We start from the raw sequence: 19,466 nt of genomic DNA on the forward strand, positions 1-19,466 counted from the left end.
CCAGGTGACGCAGCAGAACGCGGCCCTGGTGGAGGAAATGGCCGCGGCCGCCAGCAGCCTGAGCCAGCAGGCCCAGGCGCTGGTGGGCGCGGTGGCGGTGTTCAAGCTCTCGTCCGACCAGTCCCGGCCTGTGGCCGCCGCTGCCGCCGCCGCTGTCGCGGCACCGCCCCGGCCCGCCCTGCGGGCGGCGGGTGCCGCGATGCGCCCCGCCGGCGGCAAGGCGGCCCCCGCCGCGCGGCCACCTTCCATCGCCGCGGCCAGGCCGAAGGCCCCTGCACCGCAGCCCGTGGCGGCGGGCGCGGAGGATGACTGGGAGAGCTTCTGACAGGCGCCCGGGCTGGAAGGGGCCGGAAGGAGACGGGGCTGGGGCTGCGGCCTCTCCCTCAGCCCGTGCCGGCGCCGTGCGGAGCCAAGGCGGCCCTGGCCTCAGCCCCCGGCGGCGCCTGCCTGAACGGGCTGCGCTCCTGCAGTTCGTCCAGGTAGTGCTGGACGCCTTCGCTTTCGCGCGCCAGGAACCGCTCCACCGCTTCGGCGAAGGCCGGGTGCGCCAGCCAGTGGGCACTGGTGGCCTGCACCGGCAGCAGCGCGCGGGCCATCTTGTGCTCACCCTGGGCACCGCCTTCAAAGCGCCGCGCGCCGTGTTCGATGCACCACTGCAGGGGCTGGTAGTAGCAGGCCTCGAAATGCAGGCAGTCCACGCGCTCCAGCGCCCCCCAGTAGCGGCCATACGCCACGGGTTCATGGGCGTTTGGGCCGCTGGCGCTTGATGAATCCGCGCCGACAGCTATCAGACTGCTGGCAATGGGCCGCCCGTTGCGTTCGGCGATGAAAAGCAGCCAGGCGCCGGGCAGCTGCGCGGCCATGCGCGCGAAGAAGTCGCGCGTGAGGTAGGGCGGGTTGCCGTGCTCGAGGTAGGTGCGCTCGTAGCAGCGGTAGAAGAAATCCCAGTCCGCCTGCGGGATGTCCGTGCCGCGCGCCCACCGGAACGTAACGCCCGCATCGGCCACGCGGCGGCGTTCCTGGCGGATCTTCTTGCGTTTTTCCTGGGACAGGCTGGCGAGGAATTCCTCGAAGCTGCGGTAGCCGTCCCCGCCGCCGGGCGCGGGAGCCTGGTTCTTCCAGTGGAATTGCACGGTGTGCCGCAGCATCAGGTCGCGCCCCGCGCAGGTCCGCGCGTCGTCGTCGCTGGCAAACAGCACATGCACGGAAGAGACGTTTTCCTCCCCGCACCACTGGCACACGGCCTGCACCAGCAGCGCGCGCGCGGCCTCGTCGCGCGCCATCAGGCGCGTACCGGGCACGGGCGTGAAAGGCACGGCCACGACGGCCTTGGGGTAGTACGGCACGCCGTGCTGCTCATACGCGCTGGCCCACGCCCAGTCGAACACATACTCTCCGTACGAATGGCTCTTGAGGTACAGGGGGCAGGCCGCGATCAGCGTGCCGTCCTCCCACAGGGTCATGAACCGGGGGGCCCAGCCGGTGCGTGGCGTGGCGCTGCCGCTTTCGTGCAGGGCGGCCAGGTATTCGTGCCGCATGAAGGGCGTGGGGTGGCTTTGCCGGGCGAGCAGGGCGTTCCAGGCGTCGGCCCCGACGTCGAGCGGGGATGCGAGTACGCGGGCGATAATGGCGGCTTCAGCCATGCGATCCCCCGCTCCACCCCCGGTGCCGCGGGTCCGCAGTGGCGGTATTCAACCTGGCCGCAGGGGCCGATTCCAGTTCCATGACGCTCTCCATTTGCACTGCGCAGCTCAACTTTGTCGTGGGCGACATGCCCCAGAACGCGCAGAAGATCATTGCCGCGGCCCGCGAAGCCCATGCCCGGGGTGCCCGGCTGCTGCTCACGCCCGAACTCGCCATCTGTGGCTATGCCGCCGAAGACCTGTTCCTGCGCCCGGCCTTCATCGCGGCCTGCGATGATGCCGTGAAAACCGTGGCCCGCGAGACGGCAGGGTTGAAAGGCCTGGCCATCGTGCTGGGCCATCCGCAGGCGGTGTCGCCCGATGCGCCTGCGTTCAGCGCCTGCCTCAATGCCGCCAGCGTGCTGCGCGAGGGCCGCATCGAGCAGACCTACGCCAAGCGCGAGCTGCCCAACTACCAGGTGTTCGACGAGCGCCGCTACTTCGTGGCGGGCAGCGCGCCCTGCGTGTTCGAGGTGGAGGGCGTGCGGGTGGGCCTGCTGGTCTGCGAGGACGCCTGGTTCGCCGCGCCGGCGCACGATGCGGCGGCCGCGGGCGCGCAGCTGCTGGCGGTCATCAATGCATCGCCCTTCCACCTGGGAAAGAGCGCCGAACGCGAGCAGACCATGCGCGAACGCGTGGCCGAGACCGGCCTGCCGCTGGTGTACGCCCACCTGGTGGGCGGGCAGGACGAGGTGGTGTTCGAGGGCCGATCTTTCGCGCTCAACGCCGACGGCTCTGTGGCTGGGCGTGGTCCTGGGTTTGAAGAAAAACTGGTCTTTACGCAAGTCCAGCAAGCGCAGGATGCTATCAAATTTGAAGCAGACATCGCGCCGGAGAAAAGTCTGGAGGCGGACCTGTGGGACGCCCTGGTGCTGGGGGTGCGGGACTATGTGGGCAAGAACGGATTTCCAGGCGCGCTGCTGGGGCTCTCGGGCGGCATCGACTCCGCCCTGGTGCTGGCCATTGCCGTGGACGCGCTGGGCGCCGACAAGGTGCGCACGGTGATGATGCCGTCGCCCTACACGGCCGACATCAGCTGGATCGATGCGCGCGACATGGCTGCCCGCCTGGGCGTGCGCTACGACGAGATATCCATCAAGCTGCAGTTCGAAGCCTTCAAGGCCGCGCTGGCGAGCGACTTCGCGGGTCTGGCCGAGGACACCACCGAGGAAAACCTGCAGGCGCGCATCCGGGGCACGCTGCTCATGGCGCTGTCCAACAAGTTCGGCGCCATCGTGCTCACCACGGGCAACAAGAGCGAGATGTCCGCGGGCTACTGCACGCTGTATGGCGACATGGCGGGTGGCTTCGCGGTGATCAAGGACGTGGCCAAGACACGGGTGTTCGACCTGGCGCGCTGGCGCAACGCCAACGATCCGTATGGCACGGGCGCCAGTCCCATTCCCGAGCGCATCATCACCCGCCCGCCCAGCGCCGAGCTGCGCCCCGACCAGAAAGACCAGGACAGCCTGCCGCCCTACGAAGTGCTGGACGCCATCGTGGCGCGCTACATGGAGAACGATGAGCCCATCGAGTCCATCATCGCCAGCGGTTTTGCGCGCGCCGATGTGGAGCGTGTGACGCGCCTCATCAAGCTCAACGAGTACAAGCGCCGCCAGGCTCCCGTAGGGATTCGCGTCACGCGCCGCAGCTTCGGCAAGGACTGGCGTTACCCTATCACCAGCAAATTCAGGGCGTGACGCTTCCGCGCTGCGCTTTCAGCCCCCATTTTTTACACCCTCCAGGAGACCCGCCATGAAAATGATCACCGCCGTCATCAAGCCCTTCAAGCTCGAAGAAGTCCGCGAAGCCCTGGCTGAATGTGGCGTGACCGGCCTCACCGTGACTGAGGTGAAGGGCTTTGGCCGCCAGAAGGGTCACACCGAGCTGTACCGGGGCGCTGAATACGTGGTGGACTTCCTGCCCAAGGTGAAGGTCGAGGTCGTCGTGAAGAGCGAAGACGTGGACCGCTGCGTGGATGCCATCGTGAGCGTCGCGCGCACGGGCAAGATCGGCGACGGCAAGATCTTCGTCACCTCGGTGGAGCGCGTGGTGCGCATCCGCACCGGCGACCTGGACGACGCCGCGGTCTGAGGGGCCGCGCCCGCCTGGCCGGGGCCGCACGGGCTCCCACAAGGAAAAGGCACGCAAGACATACAAGGACAAGGCACAAAGCGAAAGGGGCGGAAAACCGCCCCTTTCGCTTTTGTTTTGTTGTGTGGCTGCCGGCAGCGCGATGCGGGGGTGACCCCGTACCCGCGCGGCCCGGCCGTCAGATCACGGCACGCAGCGGCACCGGCGCCTGACCAGGGCCGGCGGACTGTACCAGCGTGCGCAGCAGCGCATCGGCGTCGGCGGACGCATGCAGCAGTCCCATCTGCCATTCGCCCATGAAGCCGCTGGCCACGCTGTGGTCCAGGAAGCCCATCAGCGCGTCGTAGTAGCCCGCGACATTGAGCAGGCCCAGCGGCTTGTCGTGGTAGCCCAGCTGGCGCCAGGTCCACACCTCGAACAGCTCTTCGAAGGTGCCGATGCCGCCGGGCAGGGCCAGGAAGGCGTCGCTGCGCTCGGCCATCATCGCCTTGCGCTCGTGCATGGTCTGCACGATGTGAAGCTCGTCGCACAGGCGGTTGGCCAGCTCCTTGTCCACCAGCGCCTGCGGAATCACGCCCACCACGCGCCCGCCCGCCACGCGGGTGGCCTCGGCCACCGTGCCCATCAGCCCGCTGCGCCCACCGCCATACACCAGCTGCCCGCCACGTTGGCCGATCCACTGGCCCACGGCCTTGGCGGCCTGGGCGAAGGCCGGGTTCTCGCCAGGGCGCGAGCCGCAGTACACACACACTGAAAATGCCGGTTCAACCATGGAAGATCCTCTGAAAAACAGCCGCGCCCCAGATGCCCATGCACAGCAGCAGCGCCAGCAGCACGGCGGCGCTGCCCATGTCCTTGGCGCGTTTTGAAAGGTCGTGCCATTCGGGGCCGATGCGGTCGATGGCGGTCTCGATGCCAGTGTTGAGCAGCTCCACGATCATCACGATCACCACGGAGCCTGCCAGCAGCGCCACCTCCACCCAGCTGCGCCCCAGCCACAGCGACAGGGGCAGCAGCACCATGGCGGCAATGGCCTCCTGGCGGAACGCCTTTTCGTTCCAGCCCGCGCGCAGGCCTTCCAGCGAATAGCCGGCGGCGTGCCAGATGCGGTTCAGGCCCGAGCGGGCTTTCTGGGGGTTGGCGGGCGCGATGGGCTGCGGCGGAGATAGGGACATGGTCCGGGCATTGTCTCGCACCCGCGTGACAGCTGGCACGGCGAAGGGGTGGCGGGGGGCTACTTTTTTGGCAGCTCGAAGTGCACCAGGCGGGTGCCGGCCAGCGCGTCATGCCAGAACTGCCGCTGGGGATGAAACCGGCTCAGGATGGCCCAGATGGCGACCCAGCCGAACAGCAGCACCAGCACCTCGAGGGCGGGCACGCCGAACAGGTAGGCGGCCAGCGGCGGCAGGAACCAGACCCAGCTGAGCAGGTAGCGCAGCAGGGCGCGCGCCTGGGTGATGGGGCGCCCTGCGGTGTCCACCACGCGGATGAGCCAGGTCTTCTGGGCCAGGGTCTGGCCCTTGGCCCAGAACCAGGTGAAATAGATGCCAAACACCACGAACAGGAAGGCCTGCAGGGCATGCCGGTTGTCCAGCGCGTGGCGGGTCTGGCTCAGGGTGCCGAACAGGTAGCCTGCGATGAAGACCACCCCGAACATCAGCATGCCCTCGTACAGCCAGCACGCCATGCGGCGCCACAGGTTGGGCGTCGCGCCGATGCCGGCGGCTGAAGGCGCAGGGGAGGAGGGGGCGGCCGGCGGCGTGCGGGCGGGAGGGGAGGCGGTCATTCCAGGGGGCGAAAGCGAGGCAGGAGCAAGGCGGGAAAGGCCGGCCGGCGGTCTACTGAGGATACAGGCCGGAATTGTCGGGTGTGACGATGGGAGCCGGGGCGGCGGGCGCTTCCGCGGAGCCTGCGCCCAGCGGTGCCAGCGCCGCCGGAACCGCCACGGGCACCGAGATGGGCGCGGTCTCCACCACCGTGGAGGCCGGATTCTGCGTGGGCATGCCCGATGCGGGTGGCGCCGCGGGCGTCACCGGCGCTGCCACGCGCGGGAGGCTGTGGTCCAGCACGGGGGGAATCTTGGGCGCATTCGGACGGCTGGGGTTGGCCTGCGTGGCCGCTGGCACCTGGGCCAGTTTCTTGGGCGACACGGGCCGCAGCGCCGTGGCGGCGCCCTTGGGCTTGGGCGCCGCACGGGCCGCCAGGGCGCGTTTTTCTTCCTCGGACAGCGCCAGGTAGGCCTCCCACTGGGCGCGCTTGTCGTCGGGGGCGAGGCGATTGGTGACCGCGTAGTTCAACCGGGCCTGGTTGCGCTGCTGGGCACTCAGGCTGGCCCAGTCCGCCATGCGGTCGTGGAACTTGGCCTGTTCTTCCTCGGGGAGCGCGGAGAAATTGGCCGCCAGCGCGAGCCAGCGGCGTTTTTGCGCCTCGCTGATCAGCGCCCAACGCTCCGCGAGCGGGTACAGCGCCAGCTTCTGGGGCGTGGTCAAGGTCTCCCAGCCCGGACCGGTCTCGACCTGCGGCACCATCGAGGTGCCATGGCGCGTGGGCGAGCGCGCGTTGTTGGGGCTGGCCACGGCCGCTTCCGCGCCGGCGGGCAGCAGGGTGCCGGGTGCCATGCGCATCTGCACCAGCACCTGGCCACCCACCGCCGCGAGCACGCCCAAGAGCGCCAAAGCCAGCACGAAGGCTGGCAGGGCGGGGGAAGCGTCAGAAGGGCTTGGGTGCATGCAGTACGGTGTCGGGCAGCTCAGTTCGGCTGCGCGGAGGTCTTGAGAAATTGTACGAAGCCCGGGTCTGCGTAGGCTGCGGGTGGCAGATCATCGGTCAGCAGCGCGGCATCCACCTCGGCCACGTCATTGGCACTGCTTTCGTCCTGGGCAATGTTGATCACGACCAGGCCCACCACCAGGGCCATCAGGGGAACGGCGGAAACCAGCGCACTCCACCAGCCACCGCCTTCACTGCCGCCGCGGCCCAGCGTGGCGCTGCCGCCCGCGCCGTGGATGACGGCCGCAGGGGCCGCCAGGCGCACCGGCACGATGTCTTTCTTGCGCTTGGCCAGCGCCTGCACGCGCGAGGCGCGCAGCCGCTCGGAAATGTCATAAGGCAATTCGGCGGTGCCGCTGGACAACCGCGACGCGACGCGCAGCGCAAAGCGCTCTGCCGCAGCTTCTGCCTGTGTCGATGGGGTCTGTACAGTGTTCATGGCTCGATTCCTTTGGCCTTCAGTGCCTTGCTGAGGGTTTGTATGGCACGAAAACAGTGCGTCTTGACACTGCCTTCGGAGCAGCCCATGGCGGCCGCCGTTTCTGCAACATCCATTTCTTCCCAGTAACGCATGAGGAACGCTTCCCGTTGACGTGGCGGAAGCTCGGCGATTTCAGCCTCGATACCGTGGAAGATCTGCGCCCGGCGGGTCAGATCCTCGGCGCTCTCCGCCCGTTCTCCACCATCCGGTCCTGAATACGCCTCCAGCAGATCAAAATCCATGCCATCTTCGCCGGGGCCCTCGAAGTCGCTCATGCTCGAAAACAGTGCATTGCGGGTCTTCTGGCGCCGGAACCAGTCCAGGGTGCAGTTGGACAGGATCCGCTGGTACAGCATGGGCAGCTCCGCCGCCGGCTTGTCGCCGTAGTGCTCCGCCAGCTTGAGCATGCTGTCCTGCACGATGTCGAGCGCCGCTTCCTCATTGCGAACGTGGTAGACCGAACGCTTGAAAGCGCGCTTTTCTACACTTTTGAGGAAGTCGGAGAGTTCTTGTTCGGTTGCCAAGACGGGTCAGCCCGGGAGGGGATCGGTGCCGGTGAGAGCGCAAAAATGTGGCTATCCGGCACGTGGAGCCTTTGATTATCGCATCCGCCGGGGTTTTTTTAGGCTGCCTGCGGTTTTACATGTGTTGCAGTGCGATAATCGCTGCTGCAATTCAAAAGGCAAACGGGTCACGGTCCGGCGCGGCAATCATCCCGCCCATGTCCTTGGCCTCAAGTTCCAAGCTGGCTTCACAAGAGCGCGTGCGAGGGGCACCCAAGGTTTTTCGTCAGAGAAATTCACAAAGGTTGATCGATCATGGAAATCTCCAAGGCTGAACTCACTTCAGCTGCCGCTGCCACGCAGGGCAATGCTTCTCCCGCTTCCGGCTCGCAGGACCTCATGGGTTCCGAGATCCTCATTAAGTCGCTCCAGGCCGAGAACGTCCAGTACATCTGGGGCTATCCTGGCGGCGCCGTCCTCTATATCTACGACGCGCTCTACAAGCAAGACACCATCCAGCACGTGCTGGTGCGCCACGAACAGGCCGCCGTGCACGCCGCCGACGGCTATGCGCGCGCCACCGGCGAAGTCGGCGTGGCCCTGGTCACTTCGGGCCCCGGCCTGACCAATGCGGTCACCGGCATCGCCACCGCGTACATGGATTCGATCCCCATGGTGATCATCTCCGGCCAGGTGCCCACGCCCGCCATCGGGCTGGACGCCTTCCAGGAGTGCGACACGGTCGGTATCACCCGCCCCATCGTCAAGCACAACTTCCTCGTCAAGGACCCGCGCGATCTGGCCATGACGATGAAGAAGGCCTTCCACATCGCCCGCACCGGCCGCCCCGGCCCCGTGGTGGTGGACGTGCCCAAGGACGTTTCGTTCAAGAAGGTGCCCTACAGCGGCTACCCGCAGTCGGTGGAAATGCGCTCGTACAACCCCGTGCGCAAGGGCCACGGCGGCCAGATCCGCAAGGCGCTGCAGTTGCTGCTGGCTGCCAAGCGCCCCTACATCTACACCGGCGGCGGCGTGCTGCTGGGCAATGCCACCAATGAGCTGCGCACGCTGGTGGACATGCTGGGCTATCCGGTCACCAACACGCTGATGGGCCTGGGCGCCTATCCCGCGTCGGACCGCAAGTTCCTGGGCATGCTGGGCATGCACGGCACCATCGAGGCCAACAACGCGATGCAGAACTGCGACGTGCTGCTGGCCGTGGGCGCGCGCTTCGACGACCGCGTGATCGGCAACCCCAAGCATTTCGCGCAGAACGACCGCAAGATCATCCACGTGGACATCGACCCGTCGAGCATCTCCAAGCGCGTGAAGGTGGACATCCCGATCGTCGGCGACGTGAAGGACGTGCTCACCGAGCTGATCTCCATGATCCGCGAGAGCAGCACGCGCCCTGACGCAGGTGCTCTGGCCGCCTGGTGGGACACCATCGAAGGCTGGCGCAAGCGCGATTGCCTCAAGTACAGCATGGGCAGCAGCGACGTCATCAAGCCACAGTATGTGGTCGAGACGCTGTGGAACATGACCAAGGATGCGGACACCTACATCACGTCCGACGTGGGCCAGCACCAGATGTGGGCCGCGCAGTACTACCGTTTCGACGAGCCGCGCCGCTGGATCAACTCCGGCGGCCTGGGCACCATGGGCGTGGGCATTCCCTACGCCATGGGCATCAAGCTGGCCAAGCCGGACTCCGAGGTCTTCTGCATCACGGGCGAAGGCTCGGTGCAGATGAACATCCAGGAGCTGTCCACCTGCCTGCAGTACAACACGCCGATCAAGATCTGCTCGCTGAACAACCGCTACCTGGGCATGGTGCGCCAGTGGCAGGAGATCGAGTACTCCGGCCGCTACAGCCACAGCTACATGGACGCGCTGCCCAACTTCGTGAAGCTGGCCGAGGCCTACGGCCATGTGGGCATGCTCATCGAGCATCCCAAGGACGTGGAGCCCGCGCTGCGCGAAGCCCGCAAGCTCAAGGACCGCACGGTGTTCATGGACTTCCGCACCGACCCCACCGAGAACGTGTTCCCGATGGTGCAGGCCGGCAAGGGCATCACCGAAATGCTGCTGGGGTCGGAAGACCTTTAAGCAAAATCGGGCTCCAGCGCTTGATTGGCAAGCGCAAGCAGCTATCAATTTGATAGCTATCACTTTTTGACGAATCTATTGCCTGCCAAGCCCGTGCATTACCGTGCACGGGGGAGGGCAGCGAAAAGAGGAATCTCTTCATCATGAAACACATCATTGCCGTTCTGCTGGAAAACGAACCCGGCGCGCTCTCGCGCGTGGTGGGCCTGTTCTCCGCCCGTGGCTACAACATCGAGTCGCTCACCGTGGCGCCCACCGAGGATGCATCGCTGTCGCGCATGACCATCCAGACCACGGGCTCCGACGACGTGATCGAGCAGATCACCAAGCACCTGAACCGCCTCATCGAGGTGGTCAAGGTGGTCGACCTCACCGAAGGCGCCTACACCGAGCGCGAGCTGATGATGGTGAAGGTGCGCGCCGTGGGCAAGGAGCGCGAGGAGATGAAGCGCATGGCCGACATCTTCCGTGGCCGCATCATCGACGTGACCGAGAAGAGCTACACCATCGAGCTGACGGGCGACCAGTCTAAGAACGACGCCTTCCTGCAAGCCATCGACCGCACGGCCATCCTGGAAACCGTGCGCACGGGCGCCAGCGGCATCGGCCGGGGCGAGCGCATTTTGCGCGTGTAAGACAATCCACCCCGTTTTCCCCAAATTTCAACCCCCAACAACGCATTTCAACCGGAGCGACCCATGAAAGTTTTCTACGACAAAGACACCGACCTGAGCCTGATCAAGGGCAAGACCGTGGCCATCATCGGCTACGGCAGCCAAGGCCACGCCCACGCACAAAACCTGAACGACAGTGGCGTGAAGGTTGTGGTCGGCCTGCGCAAGGGCGGTGCATCGTGGGACAAGGTTGGCAAGGCTGGCCTGACGGTGATGGAAGTCAACGACGCCGTGAAGGCCGCTGACGTGGTCATGATCCTGCTGCCCGATGAAGACATCGCAGCCGTCTACAAGAACAACGTCGAACCCAACATCAAGCAAGGCGCCTCGCTGGCCTTCGCCCACGGCTTCAACGTGCACTACAACCAGGTCGTGCCCCGCGCTGACCTGGACGTGTGGATGGTGGCGCCCAAGGCCCCTGGTCACACCGTGCGCAACACCTACACCCAGGGCGGCGGCGTGCCCCACCTGGTCGCTGTGCACCAGGACAAGTCCGGCAAGGCCCGTGACCTGGCCCTGAGCTACGCTGCCGCCAACGGCGGCGGCAAGGCCGGCATCATCGAGACCAACTTCAAGGAAGAAACCGAGACCGACCTGTTCGGCGAGCAGGCCGTGCTGTGCGGCGGCGCCGTCGAGCTGATCAAGATGGGCTATGAAACCCTGGTCGAAGCCGGCTATGCCCCCGAGATGGCCTACTTCGAATGCCTGCACGAACTCAAGCTCATCGTGGACCTGATCTACGAAGGCGGGATCGCCAACATGAACTACTCGATCTCGAACAACGCCGAGTACGGCGAGTACGTGACCGGCCCCGAAGTGATCAACGAGCAGTCGCGCGCCGCCATGCGCAATGCCTTGAAGCGCATCCAGAACGGCGACTACGCCAAGATGTTCATCCAGGAAGGCCGCCTGAACTACCCGAGCATGACGGCCCGCCGCCGCAACACCGCCGACCACAGCATCGAAGTGGTGGGCGGCAAGCTGCGCGCCATGATGCCCTGGATCGCCAAGAACAAGCTGGTCGACCAGACCCGCAACTGATCTCCTGTGCGAAGCACGAAAAGGCCACTTCACAGTGGCCTTTTTTGTTGCCGGGCCAACCCCTGGCGCAAAGCCCGCCCGCTACTTGGGAGCGCGCTCACCTGTGCCGGGGGCTGGGGCGCTTCCTTTGGCGGGACGCCGTGTTGGCAGGCGCTACACTGCGGCCTTCGCCTTTTGCGCGTGCGGCGCGCCGCCTGTTCCGTGGGTCAGGGTTGAAAACTATAAATTTAATAGCAGCTTGCGCAATATAGGCAAGCGCTGGAGGTCTATTTGATGCATGACGGCAATGAATCCACCGACAACCCCGGTGTGATGGTGCGCAAGCGGCGCAAAGGCATCTACATCCTGCCCAACCTGTTCACGCTGGCGGCCCTGTTCGGTGGTTTCTATTCGATCGTGATGGCCATGAACGGCCGGTTCGACATGGCGGCGGTGGGCGTCTTCTGCGCCATGGTGCTGGACAGCCTGGACGGACGCGTTGCGCGCATGACCAATACGCAGAGCGCGTTTGGCGAGCAGATGGATTCGCTGTCCGACATGGTCTCGTTTGGAGCGGCGCCCGCGCTGATCGCCTATGAGTGGTCGCTCCAGGGCCTGGGCCGGTGGGGCTGGATCGCCGCGTTCGTGTACTGCGCCTGCGCGGCCTTGCGCCTTGCGCGCTTCAATGTGAATACCAGCGTGGTGGACAAGCGCTACTTCCAGGGGCTGCCTTCGCCAGCCGCCGCTGCCCTGGTGGCCGGCTTCATCTGGCTCATGACGGAGCTGGGGGTGCATCCGGGAGAAGACCTGTGGCTGACCTGGACGCAGACCACCTGGGTCATGTTCGCCTTCACGCTGTATGCGGGACTCACCATGGTGACCAACGTGCCGTTCTACAGCTTCAAGGACGTGCAGATGAAGAAGAGCGTGCCCTTTGCCGCCATCGTGCTGATAGCGCTGGGCATCGCGGTCATCAACATCCATCCCCCCATCGTGCTTTTCGGCGTGTTCGTCTGCTATGGGCTGAGCGGCTACGGCGTCTATGCCTGGCGCAAGGCCAAGGGCCAGCACAGCAGCGTGATCAGCACGTCGACCGATGAACCCGATGAGCGCGGACTCCACAAGTGACCACGGCGGCGGGTCGTGACTTGTGCTACATTGCATCGCATGAACACGTTTGCACTGGCCCTACTGCTACCTCCCCACGGGCGGAGACAGTAAGCGCACGCGCACACTTTTTCCACACAGGCCCGTATGCACCCGCAGCGGGCCTTTTGTTTTGGGCGCCAGATTTTTGACGTTGCGGGAACCCCACCCACCGATACCAGGAGAACAACATGGCTGACAAACTGATCATTTTCGACACCACCTTGCGCGATGGCGAGCAATCCCCCGGCGCCTCGATGACCAAGGACGAGAAGCTGCGCATCGCGCGCCAGCTCGAGCGCCTGAAGGTGGACGTGATCGAAGCCGGTTTCGCGGCCAGCTCCAACGGCGACTTCGAAGCCGTGCAGGCCATCGCCAATGCGATCAGGGAATCGACCATCTGCTCGCTGTCGCGCGCCAACGACCGCGACATCGCGCGCGCGGCGGAGGCCCTGGCGGGCGCCAACAGCGCGCGCATCCATACCTTCATCGCCACGAGCCCGCTGCACATGGAGAAGAAGCTGCGCATGACGCCCGAGCAGGTGCTGGAGCAGGCCAAGCAGTCGGTGCGTTTCGCCCGCAACCTGGTGGCCGACATCGAGTTCAGCCCCGAGGATGGCTACCGCAGCGATCCCGATTTCCTGTGCCGCGTGCTGGAGGCAGTGATCGCGGAGGGCGCCACCACCATCAACGTGCCCGACACCGTGGGCTACGCCATCCCCGAGCTCTATGGCAACTTCATCAAGACGCTGCGCGAGCGCATCCCCAACAGCGACAAGGCCGTTTGGTCCGTGCACTGCCACAACGACCTGGGCATGGCGGTGGCCAACTCGCTCGCTGGCGTGAAGATCGGCGGTGCGCGCCAGGTGGAGTGCACGATCAACGGCCTGGGCGAGCGCGCGGGCAACTGCTCGCTCGAAGAGGTGGTGATGGCGGTCAAGACCCGCCGGGACTATTTCAACCTCGACCTCAACATCGACACGCAGCACATCGTGGCCGCCAGCCGCATGGTTAGCCAGACCACCGGTTTCGTGGTGCAGCCCAACAAGGCCGTGGTGGGCGCCAACGCGTTCGCACATGCCTCGGGCATCCACCAGGATGGCGTGCTCAAGGCGCGCGACACCTACGAGATCATGCGCGCCGAGGACGTGGGCTGGAGCGCCAACAAGATCGTGCTGGGCAAGCTGAGCGGCCGCAATGCCTTCAAGCAGCGCTTGCAGGAACTGGGCGTGAGCCTGGAGAGCGAAACCGAGGTCAATACGGCGTTCACCCGCTTCAAGGAGTTGGCGGACCGCAAGAGCGAAATCTTCGATGAGGACATCCTGGCGCTGGTCAGCGACGAGAGCGTGACCAGCGAGAAGGAGCAGTACGGCTTTGTCTCCCTTTTTCAGCAGAGCGAAACGGGTGAGCACCCGCGCGCGCGCATCGTCTTCACGGTCGACGGCCATGAAGTGCGCGGCGAATCCGAAGGCAACGGCCCCGTGGACGCCTCGCTCAAGGCCATTGAATCGCACGTCAAGAGCGGGGCGGAGATGGTGCTGTACTCGGTCAATGCCATCAGCGGCTCGACCGAGAGCCAGGGCGAGGTCACGGTGCGCCTGCAAAACAGCGGCCGCGTGGTCAATGGCGTGGGCGCGGATCCGGACATCGTGGTGGCTTCGGCCAAGGCATACCTCAGCGCGCTGAACAAGTTACAAAGTAAAGCTGACCGGGTGGCTGCACAAGGTTGAATGAACAATTTATAATTTCATTCACTTTCTCGGAAAGTCGCGCAAGGCATTGATCTTGCGCGACTTTTTTTGATTCTGTACACTGCTCAACACCTATTACCGTTTGGAGCACTTTGATGCACCATCGCCACCGCGCCGCAGTGAGCCGTTTCTTTCAAATTTTGAGCGTTGTCGCCGTGAGCGCCGTCCTGGCTGCCCCGGCCGCGCACGCAGGCGAGCGCAAGAAAGCCTCGGACAAAAAACAGCAGATCAGCACGGCCACTGCCAAACGGGGCGTTGCGCCCCGCAAGGTGGCTGCTGCCTCCACCAGGGCCGTGCGCGTGACGGCCAAGACCTCCAAGGCAGCCACCCGCGTGGCGTTCGTGCCGGCCAAGCAGTCCTTCGGGCAGATGGCGGGCCTGCACGAGGTCAACGATCCATTGGATCTGAAGTCGAGTGTGGCCCTGGTCATCGACCAGGACACGCACGAGGTCCTGCTGAGCAAGAATGACCATGCGGTGCTGCCCATCGCGTCCCTGACCAAGCTCATGACCGGGATGCTCATTTCCCAGGCCAAGCTGCCGATGGATGAACCGATCACCATCACGCAGGACGACGTCGATACGGAAAAGGGCAGCCGCTCGCGCCTGACGGTGGGTTCCACGCTGACCCGGGGCGAGATGCTGCATCTGGCCCTCATGTCCAGCGAGAACCGGGCTGCGCATGCGCTGGGCCGTACCTACCCTGGTGGCCTGGAGGCTTTCGTGGCGCAGATGAACGCCAAGGCCCGTTTGCTGGGCATGACCGACACCCGCTATGTGGAGCCCACGGGGCTGTCCAGCCGCAACCAGTCCAGCGCCCGGGACTTGGCCACCTTGGTGAATGTGGCGCACAGCGATCCCTTGCTGCGCGAGCTGTCCACGTCTCCGGGCTATGAGGTGGCCGTGGGCCCGAGAACGCTGCAGTACAACAATACCAACGGGCTGGTAAAGAACCCCACCTGGGATATCGGACTGCAAAAGACGGGCTATATCTCCGAGGCGGGCCGCTGCCTTGTGATGCAGACGCAGATCGCCGGGCGCAAGCTCATCATGGTGTTTCTGGATTCCGCGGGCAAGTTCAGCCGGCTGGGGGATGCGGAGCGCGTGCGCCACTGGGTGGAGTCGATGCCATCCCTGGCGACCCCGTTGCAGGCCCGGGCCGGAAGCAATGGCTAGCCGATAGCGGCAGCTAGCTTCCCGCGCCAGCGGCCCCGCCGGGGCCGTGGTGCCATCGAAGCGCATTGATCATCCATGGGCCGACCAGGCATTACCCGCCTGTGTCGGCTTTTTCATTTCATGCGTGGTGGCTTCTGGGGTCGTGGTGCGCCGCTCAGCGAAGGCCTGCACGCAAGCCGGCTTCGCTGGATGCCGATGCCTCGGTGCTGGTGGGTACGTGGCCCAGCGCGAGCGAGATCTCGTTGGCCGTGGCTTGCAATTTGGGCAGCCACCCTTCGTCCAGCCGGTCCGCCGGGGCCGATATCGACAGACCCGCCACCAGCTTGCCCTGGTCGTCATAGACGCCGGCGGCCATGCAGCGCACGCCCAGCTCCAGTTCCTCGTTGTCGCGGGCAATCCCGTACTGCCGTGCCTTGGCGAGTTCGCGCTCAAGGTTGGGCAGCTGGGTGATGCTGTTGCGCGTGTGTCCCGCCAGCCCGGTGCGCGTGGCGTAGGCCCGCACGCGCTGGGGATCGTCCAGGGCCAGGAAGAGCTTGCCCGTCGATGTCAGGTGCAGGGGGGCGCGCCCGCCGATGGCGCGTACCACCTGCATGCCCGAGCGCTCGCTGTAGGCGCGCTCCACGTAGACAATCTCATCCCCCTGCCGCATGCTCAGATTGACCGGTTGCTGGATCAGCTTGTGCAGGTTGCGCATGGGGGTCAGGGCGGCATCGCGCACGCTCAGGCGCGCCTTGACGAGGTTGCCCAGTTCCAGCAGGCGCATGCCCAGCCGGTAGCTGCCGGATTCCGGCCGGTCCACGAAGCGGCCGATCGTGAGGTCGTTCAGGATGCGGTGCGTGGTGGAGGGGTGCAGCCCCGTCTTCTCGCTGATTTCCTTGAGGGAGATCGCCTCCTCGCGCGACGCCAGCACATCGATCAGCGTAAACATGCGTTCAAGCACCTGAACGCTGGGTTTGGCAGGAATGCTGGGATCGATTTTTTTCATGGGCGGCGATGCAATGAGGGCCGCAGCATTTTATCTTGTGAAATTCAATCCTGCATTCAGGCGCCTTGTTCGGCGCGGTGCCACGCGCCATCGGTGCGGACTTCGTGGGGGTGAAAGCGGGCCTTGTAGTTCATCTTGGGGCTGGCTTCGATCCAGTAGCCCAGATAGACATGGGGGAGCCCCAGGGAGCGCGCCTGCGCGATCTGCCACATCACGTTGTAGGTGCCGTAGCTGCAGTGGGGCTCGGGCTCGTAGAAGGTGTAGACCGCGGAAAGCCCGTCGTCGAGCACATCCAGGATGGATACCATCTTGAGCGCGCCGGGCTCGCCGCTGGCATCCGTTTCGCGGAACTCCACGAGGCGCGAATTCACCCGGCTTTGCAGCAGGAACTGGGTGTACTGGTCGATGCTGTCATGGTCCATGCCGCCGCCCGCATGGCGGCCATTCTGGTAGCGCAGGTAGAGCTGGTAGTGCTCGGGCACGAAACACAGGCGCAGCACGCGCGCCTGCAGGCCGCCATGTCGAACGGTCGCTCGCCGCTGGCTTCGATCGGGTTGGAACTCATTCACGAGCACGCGCAGCGGAGTGCAGGCCTGGCAGCCATCGCAGTAGGGACGGTAGGTGAACATGCCGCTGCGCCGGAACCCCTTGGCGACGAGGTCGGAATACACGTCGCTCTGAATCAGGTGGCTGGGCGTGGCCACCTGCGACCGAGCCTGTCTGTCCGGCAGGTAGCTGCAGGGGTAGGGGGCTGTCGCATAGAACTGCAGGGTTTGCAGTGGAAGGTCGTTGAGTTGCGTCATGCCGTGGACACGGTGGAGGGCAGCAGCCCGTTCCAGTATACGGGGTCGAAGACCCAGGGCGGTGGCGGAAGGTGCTGGGTCTTCTGGATCTCGGCCAGGAACTGCGCGCGGGGAATCTCCCGGGCTCCCAGGGAGGCGAGGTGGCGCGTGTTCTGCTGGCAGTCGATCATCGCAACGCCGTGGTGGCGGCACAGGCCCACCAGGGCCGCGAGCGCGATCTTCGATGCGTCCGTGGCGTGGGCGAACATCGATTCGCCGAACACTGCCTGGCCGAGGGCCACGCAGTACAGGCCGCCCACCAGCCGTCCTTCAACCCAGGTCTCGACGCTGTGGGCATACCCTGCCGCATGGAGGCGGATGTAGGCTTCGATCATCTCGGGCACGATCCAGGTGCCCACTTGGCCATCGCGTTCCTTGGTGGCGCAGGCCGTGATGACTTCCCGGAAAGCATGGTCCACGCGGATCTGGCAGGCTGCATCGGTGCGGAATGCCTGCAGCGTCCTGCGCAGGGAGCGGTGCAGCCTGAACTCCGCGGTGGGCAGCACCATGCGGGGATCGGGGGCCCACCACAGGATGGGCTGCCCCGGGCCGTACCAGGGAAAGGTGCCCTGGGCGTATGCCGCCCGCAACTGCGCCACCGCCAGCGCGCCACCTGCCGCCAGGAGCCCGGGTGCGGGGTCCTGCGGTCCCCATGCGGTCGCGGGATGCGGCAGACGGTCTTCGGGTTCCAGCCAGGGCAATTGCGGGGGCATGGGATGGTGCGCGGGTAAACAACAACGACAAGGAGACTGGCTTATTGTCCGGCAACCCGGGCGTGCGCGGCGCGGATGAAGCCGGCGACAAAAAAGCCCACCATGCGTGGGCATGGTGGGCTTTCTGAGTGGCTCCTCGACCTGGGCTCGAACCAGGGACCTACGGATTAACAGTCCGGCGCTCTACCGACTGAGCTATCGAGGAATGATCGGTATGTAAAAGGCCCCGCGTACACATGCAGGGCCTGCAAATTCTTGGCTCCTCGACCTGGGCTCGAACCAGGGACCTACGGATTAACAGTCCGGCGCTCTACCGACTGAGCTATCGAGGAACAAGACTTAGATTATATACATAAAAAATGGGCTCCAGCCGCTTCGCGGATGTGCCCGACGATTTGCACGGTGCCCCGGCCGGGAGTGCGGGGCGCATGCCTGGCTTTCGATGCTGCCCATTCGCTCACTGCGGCTCGGGCCTGCGCCACAGCCAGGCCAGCACGCACGCCATGCAGGTGATGGCGAGCACGGCGATCCAGGTGCGCGTGCCCGTCGCAAACAGCACGATCCCACTCAGCGCCATGAGGCACGTGGCGCTCCATTTGGCGCGCCGGCTCACGCAGCCTCCCTGGGCCCAGTTGCGCAAGAGCGGGCCGAACAGGCGGTGGTTCCAGAGCCAGCGGTACAGCCGGGGCGAACTGCGGGCCGCAGCCCATGCCGCCATGAGAATGAACACCGTGGTGGGCAGCCCGGGAACGATGACGCCGATGATGCCCATCACCAGGCACGCCACGGCAAAGACCAGCAGCAGCCAGCGGGCGGGCCATGGCAAGGGGCGCAGGGGCGGGGCCGTGTCGGTGGAGGCCGGGTCTGGAGGAGAGTCCATGCCGGTATTGTGAATGGGCGCGCCGCTGCGCGGCGCGCCGACACGCGCTATGCTGCCGCAGGCTGGCGCGCGCCAGCCGCTTTCGCAGAAATTTCACACCGATGACCATCCACACCATCCTGAAGATGGGCGATCCGCGCCTGCTGCGCGTTGCCCAGCCCGTGACTGCATTCGATACAGACGATCTTCATCTTCTGGTGCGGGACATGTTCGACACCATGCGCTCCGTCAATGGGGCGGGGCTTGCCGCGCCGCAGATTGGCGTGGATCTGCAACTCGTGATCTTTGGCTCCGGCGAACGCAATCCGCGCTACCCCGAGCGTCCGGTGATTCTTCCTACCGTCCTGCTCAATCCCGTCATCACGCCGCTGGGCGATGAAGAAGAGGAGGACTGGGAAGGCTGCCTTTCCGTGCCGGGGCTGCGCGGCAAGGTCCCCCGGTGGGCGCGCATCCGCTACACGGGGTTCGATCCTTACGGCGACCGCATAGACCGCACGGTGGACGGCTTTCATGCCCGTGTGGTGCAGCACGAGTGCGACCACCTCGTTGGCAAGCTGTACCCGATGCGGGTGCGCGATTTCACGCAGTTCGGCTTCACGGAAGTGCTCTTCCCCGACATTAGCGCCGCCGAGGACGACTGAC

General features: G+C 65.5%; 20 protein-coding genes, 2 tRNA genes and 1 pseudogene. 10 read left to right on the forward strand and 13 right to left on the reverse strand.

The features are described 5' to 3' along the window. A pseudogene (locus AC07OD_RS27265) lies at positions 1 to 325 on the forward strand (methyl-accepting chemotaxis protein); the annotation flags it as partial. Between the two features lie 58 nt (positions 326 to 383). Here AC07OD_RS27265 and AC07OD_RS27270 read toward each other — a convergent pair. Beyond that, on the reverse strand, positions 384 to 1,643 hold the full coding sequence (locus AC07OD_RS27270) for a GNAT family N-acetyltransferase (protein ID WP_494598504.1): 1,260 nt from the start codon (positions 1,641 to 1,643) through the stop codon (positions 384 to 386). Between the two features lie 80 nt (positions 1,644 to 1,723). Here AC07OD_RS27270 and AC07OD_RS27275 point away from each other — a divergent pair, with 80 nt between their 5' ends. Both AC07OD_RS27275 and AC07OD_RS27280 read left to right on the forward strand, forming a co-directional pair. Further along, entirely contained in the window at positions 1,724 to 3,382 is a 1,659-nt protein-coding gene (locus tag AC07OD_RS27275; RefSeq protein WP_494598505.1) for an NAD+ synthase, read from the forward strand. Positions 3,383 to 3,437: 55 nt separating this feature from the next. Next, complete coding sequence (locus AC07OD_RS27280) at positions 3,438 to 3,776, forward strand: P-II family nitrogen regulator (RefSeq protein ID WP_218294490.1); 339 nt, start codon at positions 3,438 to 3,440, stop codon at positions 3,774 to 3,776. 178 nt (positions 3,777 to 3,954) lie between these two features. On the opposite strand, the gene AC07OD_RS27285 is transcribed toward AC07OD_RS27280, so the two are convergent. Genes AC07OD_RS27285 through AC07OD_RS27310 form a run of 6 tightly spaced genes read right to left on the reverse strand, consistent with a single transcriptional unit; the run spans position 3,955 to position 7,550 of the window. Next, a complete protein-coding gene (locus tag AC07OD_RS27285) occupies positions 3,955 to 4,548 on the reverse strand; it encodes an LOG family protein (protein ID WP_218294491.1) in 594 nt (197 codons plus the stop codon). Next, on the reverse strand, positions 4,541 to 4,951 hold the full coding sequence (locus AC07OD_RS27290; protein ID WP_492245481.1) for a diacylglycerol kinase: 411 nt from the start codon (positions 4,949 to 4,951) through the stop codon (positions 4,541 to 4,543). Before AC07OD_RS27290 ends, AC07OD_RS27285 begins: the two co-directional genes overlap by 8 nt. A gap of 59 nt (positions 4,952 to 5,010) precedes the next feature. After that, the gene (locus AC07OD_RS27295) at positions 5,011 to 5,562 is read right to left on the reverse strand and encodes an RDD family protein (protein ID WP_492245482.1); all 552 of its coding nucleotides are present in this window, start codon (positions 5,560 to 5,562) and stop codon (positions 5,011 to 5,013) included. Positions 5,563 to 5,614: 52 nt separating this feature from the next. Next, positions 5,615 to 6,505, reverse strand: coding sequence for a DUF3106 domain-containing protein (locus AC07OD_RS27300; protein WP_494598506.1), 891 nt, complete (start codon positions 6,503 to 6,505; stop codon positions 5,615 to 5,617). Between the two features lie 20 nt (positions 6,506 to 6,525). Continuing rightward, a complete protein-coding gene (locus tag AC07OD_RS27305; protein WP_218294495.1) occupies positions 6,526 to 6,984 on the reverse strand; it encodes a DUF3619 family protein in 459 nt (152 codons plus the stop codon). Further along, positions 6,981 to 7,550, reverse strand: a complete 570-nt coding sequence (locus tag AC07OD_RS27310; protein ID WP_218294496.1) for an RNA polymerase sigma factor — start codon at positions 7,548 to 7,550, stop codon at positions 6,981 to 6,983. The genes AC07OD_RS27305 and AC07OD_RS27310 overlap by 4 nt, the downstream gene beginning before the upstream one ends. 294 nt (positions 7,551 to 7,844) lie before the next feature. Here AC07OD_RS27310 and AC07OD_RS27315 point away from each other — a divergent pair, with 294 nt between their 5' ends. The 6 genes from AC07OD_RS27315 (at position 7,845) to pbpG (ending at position 15,404) form a co-directional block, all read left to right on the forward strand. After that, the gene (locus AC07OD_RS27315; RefSeq protein WP_369642750.1) at positions 7,845 to 9,638 is read left to right on the forward strand and encodes an acetolactate synthase 3 catalytic subunit; all 1,794 of its coding nucleotides are present in this window, start codon (positions 7,845 to 7,847) and stop codon (positions 9,636 to 9,638) included. A 143-nt stretch (positions 9,639 to 9,781) separates the two neighbouring features. After that, positions 9,782 to 10,273, forward strand: a complete 492-nt coding sequence (gene ilvN, locus AC07OD_RS27320; RefSeq protein ID WP_015013659.1) for an acetolactate synthase small subunit — start codon at positions 9,782 to 9,784, stop codon at positions 10,271 to 10,273. 63 nt (positions 10,274 to 10,336) lie between these two features. Beyond that, positions 10,337 to 11,353 (forward strand): ketol-acid reductoisomerase, encoded by a 1,017-nt coding sequence (ilvC, locus tag AC07OD_RS27325; RefSeq protein WP_494598507.1) that lies wholly within the window; start codon positions 10,337 to 10,339, stop codon positions 11,351 to 11,353. Positions 11,354 to 11,626: 273 nt separating this feature from the next. Then, positions 11,627 to 12,460 carry a CDP-diacylglycerol--serine O-phosphatidyltransferase gene (pssA, locus tag AC07OD_RS27330; protein ID WP_218294500.1) on the forward strand — a complete coding sequence of 278 codons (834 nt, stop codon included), beginning with the start codon at positions 11,627 to 11,629 and terminating at the stop codon, positions 12,458 to 12,460. 209 nt (positions 12,461 to 12,669) lie between these two features. Next, positions 12,670 to 14,208, forward strand: a complete 1,539-nt coding sequence (locus AC07OD_RS27335) for a 2-isopropylmalate synthase (RefSeq protein WP_218340965.1) — start codon at positions 12,670 to 12,672, stop codon at positions 14,206 to 14,208. A 116-nt stretch (positions 14,209 to 14,324) separates the two neighbouring features. Continuing rightward, positions 14,325 to 15,404 (forward strand): D-alanyl-D-alanine endopeptidase, encoded by a 1,080-nt coding sequence (pbpG, locus tag AC07OD_RS27340; protein WP_218294502.1) that lies wholly within the window; start codon positions 14,325 to 14,327, stop codon positions 15,402 to 15,404. Between the two features lie 154 nt (positions 15,405 to 15,558). Here the strand turns inward: pbpG and AC07OD_RS27345 are convergent, their stop codons facing one another. The 6 genes from AC07OD_RS27345 to AC07OD_RS27370 form a co-directional block, all read right to left on the reverse strand. After that, entirely contained in the window at positions 15,559 to 16,389 is an 831-nt protein-coding gene (locus AC07OD_RS27345) for an IclR family transcriptional regulator (RefSeq protein ID WP_218294503.1), read from the reverse strand. Positions 16,390 to 16,445: 56 nt separating this feature from the next. Further along, positions 16,446 to 17,192: an arginyltransferase gene (locus AC07OD_RS27350; protein WP_369642749.1), complete on the reverse strand. Its 747-nt coding sequence runs from the start codon at positions 17,190 to 17,192 to the stop codon at positions 16,446 to 16,448. Further along, positions 17,189 to 17,944, reverse strand: coding sequence for a leucyl/phenylalanyl-tRNA--protein transferase (aat, locus tag AC07OD_RS27355; protein ID WP_494598508.1), 756 nt, complete (start codon positions 17,942 to 17,944; stop codon positions 17,189 to 17,191). The genes AC07OD_RS27350 and aat overlap by 4 nt, the downstream gene beginning before the upstream one ends. Positions 17,945 to 18,073: 129 nt before the next feature. Continuing rightward, positions 18,074 to 18,149: transfer RNA gene (locus AC07OD_RS27360), tRNA-Asn, on the reverse strand. Positions 18,150 to 18,200: 51 nt separating this feature from the next. Further along, a tRNA-Asn gene (locus tag AC07OD_RS27365) sits at positions 18,201 to 18,276 on the reverse strand. Positions 18,277 to 18,401: 125 nt separating this feature from the next. Next, a complete protein-coding gene (locus tag AC07OD_RS27370; protein WP_494598509.1) occupies positions 18,402 to 18,824 on the reverse strand; it encodes a YbaN family protein in 423 nt (140 codons plus the stop codon). Between the two features lie 101 nt (positions 18,825 to 18,925). Between AC07OD_RS27370 and def the strand changes: the two genes are divergently transcribed. Continuing rightward, positions 18,926 to 19,465: a peptide deformylase gene (gene def / locus AC07OD_RS27375; protein WP_494598510.1), complete on the forward strand. Its 540-nt coding sequence runs from the start codon at positions 18,926 to 18,928 to the stop codon at positions 19,463 to 19,465. The last annotated feature ends 1 nt before the right edge of the window (position 19,466 follow it).

Source organism: Acidovorax sp. GW821-FHT10E03 (assembly GCF_059415205.1).